We start from the raw sequence: 3764 nt of genomic DNA, 5'->3' as shown, positions 1-3764 counted from the left end.
GTGCCGGTGACGACAAGACGGAATGCCGGCTCACCTACGGTGTCAGTATCGATCTGGTCGATGACGTTGTGTAGCGACTCGACAGCCGCGAACATCTGCGTTCCGCCGAGTTGAACTTCTACTGCTCCCCAACGTCCGTCCGGGAGCATGATGATTGCATCGATCTCCTTGCCGTTCGAGTCCCTGTAGTGACGAACTTCGCCGTTGATCGTCGACGCGAGTACCCCCAGGTCGTGGATAACAGCACTCTCGAAGAGCACGCCAAGCATTGCCAGGTCGCTGTGCAGCTGCCCTGGCCCTGCTCCGAGAGCCGCTGCTGCGAGCGACGCATCCACCAAGTGGAGCTTCGATGAGATGCGGAGGCGAGCACGGGATCGCAGTTTTGGTGTCCAGGGCAGCTGCGGTTCCACGATGAACAGTCGTTGCAGGAGTCTAACGTAGTCACTGATCGTCTCGACATTGATCGTCGGTGCGACGGCCCGCACATCGGCGGCGAGGGTTCTGTGCGTTACTTCGGAGGTGACGGATCGCGCCAGCGCCACGATGAGTTGCTTGATGACGTCTGGCTCGTGTCGCACGTCGGCTAGTCGCCTTATGTCGGTGCGGGCGATCTCATCAATGTATGCCCTCAGGCGGTCTGCGGACAGTTCAGGTTCCAGAGTGGTCATCGCAGGGAAGCCAGGTCGCAGGATGTTCTCTATGACCTCGTCGAGTTCGGGACCGGCCCTCATGTTTGCGGTCGGCCGCTCGCCTTCGAACAGCCCAGCGATGCTTACCTGGCGAGTAGCCCCGTCGAGCTTCTCGTACCAGGTCATGGTCCGCTGGCGGAGCCTGAGGAACCTACCGGCCCCGGTGTGGCGGGGGATGTCATCAGCGGGTATTGCCGATCCGGTGAGGATGAACTGTCCAGGTTCTACCGTCGCGTCGACGGCACGTCTCACGAGGTTCCAAAGTTCGGGAGCGACCTGCCACTCGTCGAGAAGCCGTGGAGCATCCCCCTCGAGAACCGCACGTGGTGCGATGGCCAAGGCGCGTTGTACTTCAGCATCGTCGATGAGCGCATAGGAACCCGCAGCGTGCATGGCAGTCATCGTCTTACCGGTCGCCCTTGCACCCTCGACCACGACCGCACCCGCCGCGGCGAGCGCACGGAACAGTGGCGCGTCGATTACCCGCGGCTCGTATGCCCGTCCGAGCACCTCGGCAGTATTCATACCTCGGCCTTAGCGATAGGCCGATGATTGCAGTATCTCTATGCCGAGCGATGCAGGGTGCCTGGGCATAGGATTACAGTACTGGTGACTTAAGTTCCGCTCCGTACGCCAGGCGATACATTGCTGGAACTGACCGCAGCGACCGCCTCGGGCTCGAGCCCCACAGCTGGATCCCCTGACCCAACCAGCAGGATTCCCGAAGAACGAGTAGACGTTTACCATGAAAGTCCGCCAAATTGTTGCACGATTAGAGGTAGATCGTCCATGAGTGGTCACCCCACATGTGCGGTGCTTCATCGGGACCGCAGGAGAAGGAGTTCCTTGTAATTAAAAGAAAGAAGGTGCGAACTCCAGATGCTCTAGCGCCGCGCTAGCTCTTGGTTTCTGCTGACCTGGAAACAAGCAGGTCAGGGCGGTCTGCGGTGTTGGGTATAGCAAATGTTGACTCGTGCACCGCGTCCCCAAAACACTACTCCGGACCTCCAGCCGCTGGAGCCACCCAAGCGCCTTGCCGCTTGCCCACAATCAACAGGGCAGACTCATGGTCACTACCATGGTAGGACCCACTGGGACCTGTTCTCGAAACGTCAGTGCACCGGAGTGCAAGACTGCCTACCGACATCTCCAAAGACACTAAGGGGCTCTGTCGAGTGATGAGATCCGGGGTGCAACAAGATACTCCTCCTCGAACGACCCCACCGCGTGGGAAACACTATCTGCCGCCGCGTCAGACTTCGAAGCAAACTCGTTCATCAACTCCCAGTTGGTGAGGGGTAATGAGTTTCCGGATACAGGTGTGATCCGTGTACTGAGGCAACCGCTGTCGAGTGAGAAAACTCCATAACTCCTCGAGTCTGGAGTGCACGGCAAAGCCGCCGAACAGAACTGCATTACCAGTGCTTGGATCAGTTGCAGCTGATGCCGCCGTTACCCTTGGTCCCAAGTCACCCACGGCTACTTCGTGCCAGTCTTTGCCATCAAAGATCCAGGTCTTGCTGTAGGCACCACTATGAGGACTGGCGTTCTCCCCGCCAAACAAGATCACCTGTCCTGTCGTTGGGTCAGTGCAAATCCCAGCACGTCTCGTTGGGGGGGGGATCGTCTCTGGCGAGAGCTTTGCCCAGGTTCCATTCACTGCCTTGCCCGTTCGCACCCTCATGGCCCTCTTCTTTTATGCATTGACACGTAGGCGGCGTTCTGTCTCTGTGCAAGTCGGCGGTGGCTACTGCTCCTCCCCAAAATCCTCTAGGGGCATGCCCATAATCGACCCACGCGTTTGGCGGCCCAAAAGAGTGTTGAGCAGCAACTTCCCTCACTCACTCGACACACTCATGCACTGGCTGCACATAATACTTGAGTCCGCCGTAGAAATTGCCTTCTCCACACTCTCCCATCGCCAAAGAACTATAGTTACCCACCTCAGTATCTGTATCCTCAAGCGTCAAGGTCATGGCATACCCTGCTCCGGAGTCTTCCGCGGTCCTGGTCAGCAGGGGTGTGGCCAGGGAGCGCCCCGCAAGACACCCGCTCAAGGGGTGCTATCGAACAGCGGTACGACCCGAGAATTGCTCGCGGGCCGGTTGTCGAGGTGCTCCCGAGGTAGTCAGCGGCCTACAGAACGATCCCTCTCGCGTCGACGGCAGGTCGGCCGACGCGACCGACCAACGATGCAGATCGACGGCTCTGGATCGCAACGTCCCGAGCCGCTAGGGGCACCGGGAGCGCCGAACGCGCGCCCAGCTCGCCGGATGCAATGCCGCGGCAGCAGCCTGAAGACCACATCGGGCGCAGTCCTCGTCAAGATCTCGTTGATCAGTGCAGTGCGTACGCATGCCTAGGCGTGCACGAGCAAGAGGGTCTCGGTGGGCACCGCTCGACGACAATCCGGAACGAACCCGCAGCTCACCGGCTACGTCGCCCTGCGCACACCCTGCATCGGCATGCGTACTCTGCGTTGTGCAGGCCTCGATAAAAACACCCGCGAAACTCGCATCTCCGACGAGCGCCGGAAAAAGAAGCCGTTGGTCAGACTGGAAGGCCCCTCGCACGGGGTGCTCGCCTGACTAGCGGTCTTGGTGGCGAGGTTGACCCCTGAACTTTCGACCGCTCGGTTACTAGCCCGACGACCCCAAGGCGTGTCCGCGAAACGGCGCCAGTCACTCTCCAGTCACTAGGCATCGGTATCCAACGGGCATCCGGCCCAGCTCGCCACTCGTGCTCAACAACGTGAAGTGACGCGGCACGACCATCGACTCGTCGGGCTGGCACGGATCACCATCACTGCTCTGGTGGTGTCAGAGCTGGTACGATCCGAGGGGCTAGCCATGAGGCGACTTGTTGCTCGTCCCAGTCGCTAGAGTCAATGGCGACCATAGCGTGCTCGGCCTCCTCTGGGGACGGGTAGTCCCGCCACGCCCAACCGTTGATCTCGATGAAGACCCGGAGTGCGATCCAGGCGGCGCGCTTGTTCCCGTCAGGGAGTGGGTGATTCATAGCAAGGCGAACGACTAGAGCAGCTGCCTTGTCCCTGAAGTCTCAATAGAAATCCTC

The 3764-nt window shown here is 60.0% G+C and carries 3 protein-coding genes and 1 pseudogene; all 4 read right to left on the bottom strand.

Translation table 11 applies throughout. The annotated features are described in order from the left end of the window. Positions 1–1214 (bottom strand): DUF4143 domain-containing protein (locus M7Q83_RS13890; protein ID WP_298340158.1); only part of this gene is annotated, 1214 nt, incomplete at its 3' end. Positions 1215–1941: 727 nt separating this feature from the next. After that, complete coding sequence (locus M7Q83_RS13885; RefSeq protein WP_298340155.1) at positions 1942–2373, bottom strand: hypothetical protein; 432 nt, start codon at positions 2371–2373, stop codon at positions 1942–1944. 157 nt (positions 2374–2530) lie between these two features. Continuing rightward, positions 2531–2665, bottom strand: a complete 135-nt coding sequence (locus M7Q83_RS13880) for a hypothetical protein (protein ID WP_298340152.1) — start codon at positions 2663–2665, stop codon at positions 2531–2533. An 826-nt stretch (positions 2666–3491) separates the two neighbouring features. Continuing rightward, a pseudogene (locus M7Q83_RS13875) lies at positions 3492–3728 on the bottom strand (hypothetical protein); the annotation flags it as partial. Between the last annotated feature and the right edge of the window lie 36 nt (positions 3729–3764).

It is taken from the genome of Ferrimicrobium sp. (assembly GCF_027364955.1).
Lineage (GTDB): Bacteria > Actinomycetota > Acidimicrobiia > Acidimicrobiales > Acidimicrobiaceae > Ferrimicrobium.
The sequence above is the reverse complement of the archived record's forward strand: the minus strand, read 5'-3'. Positions and strand labels throughout refer to the sequence as shown.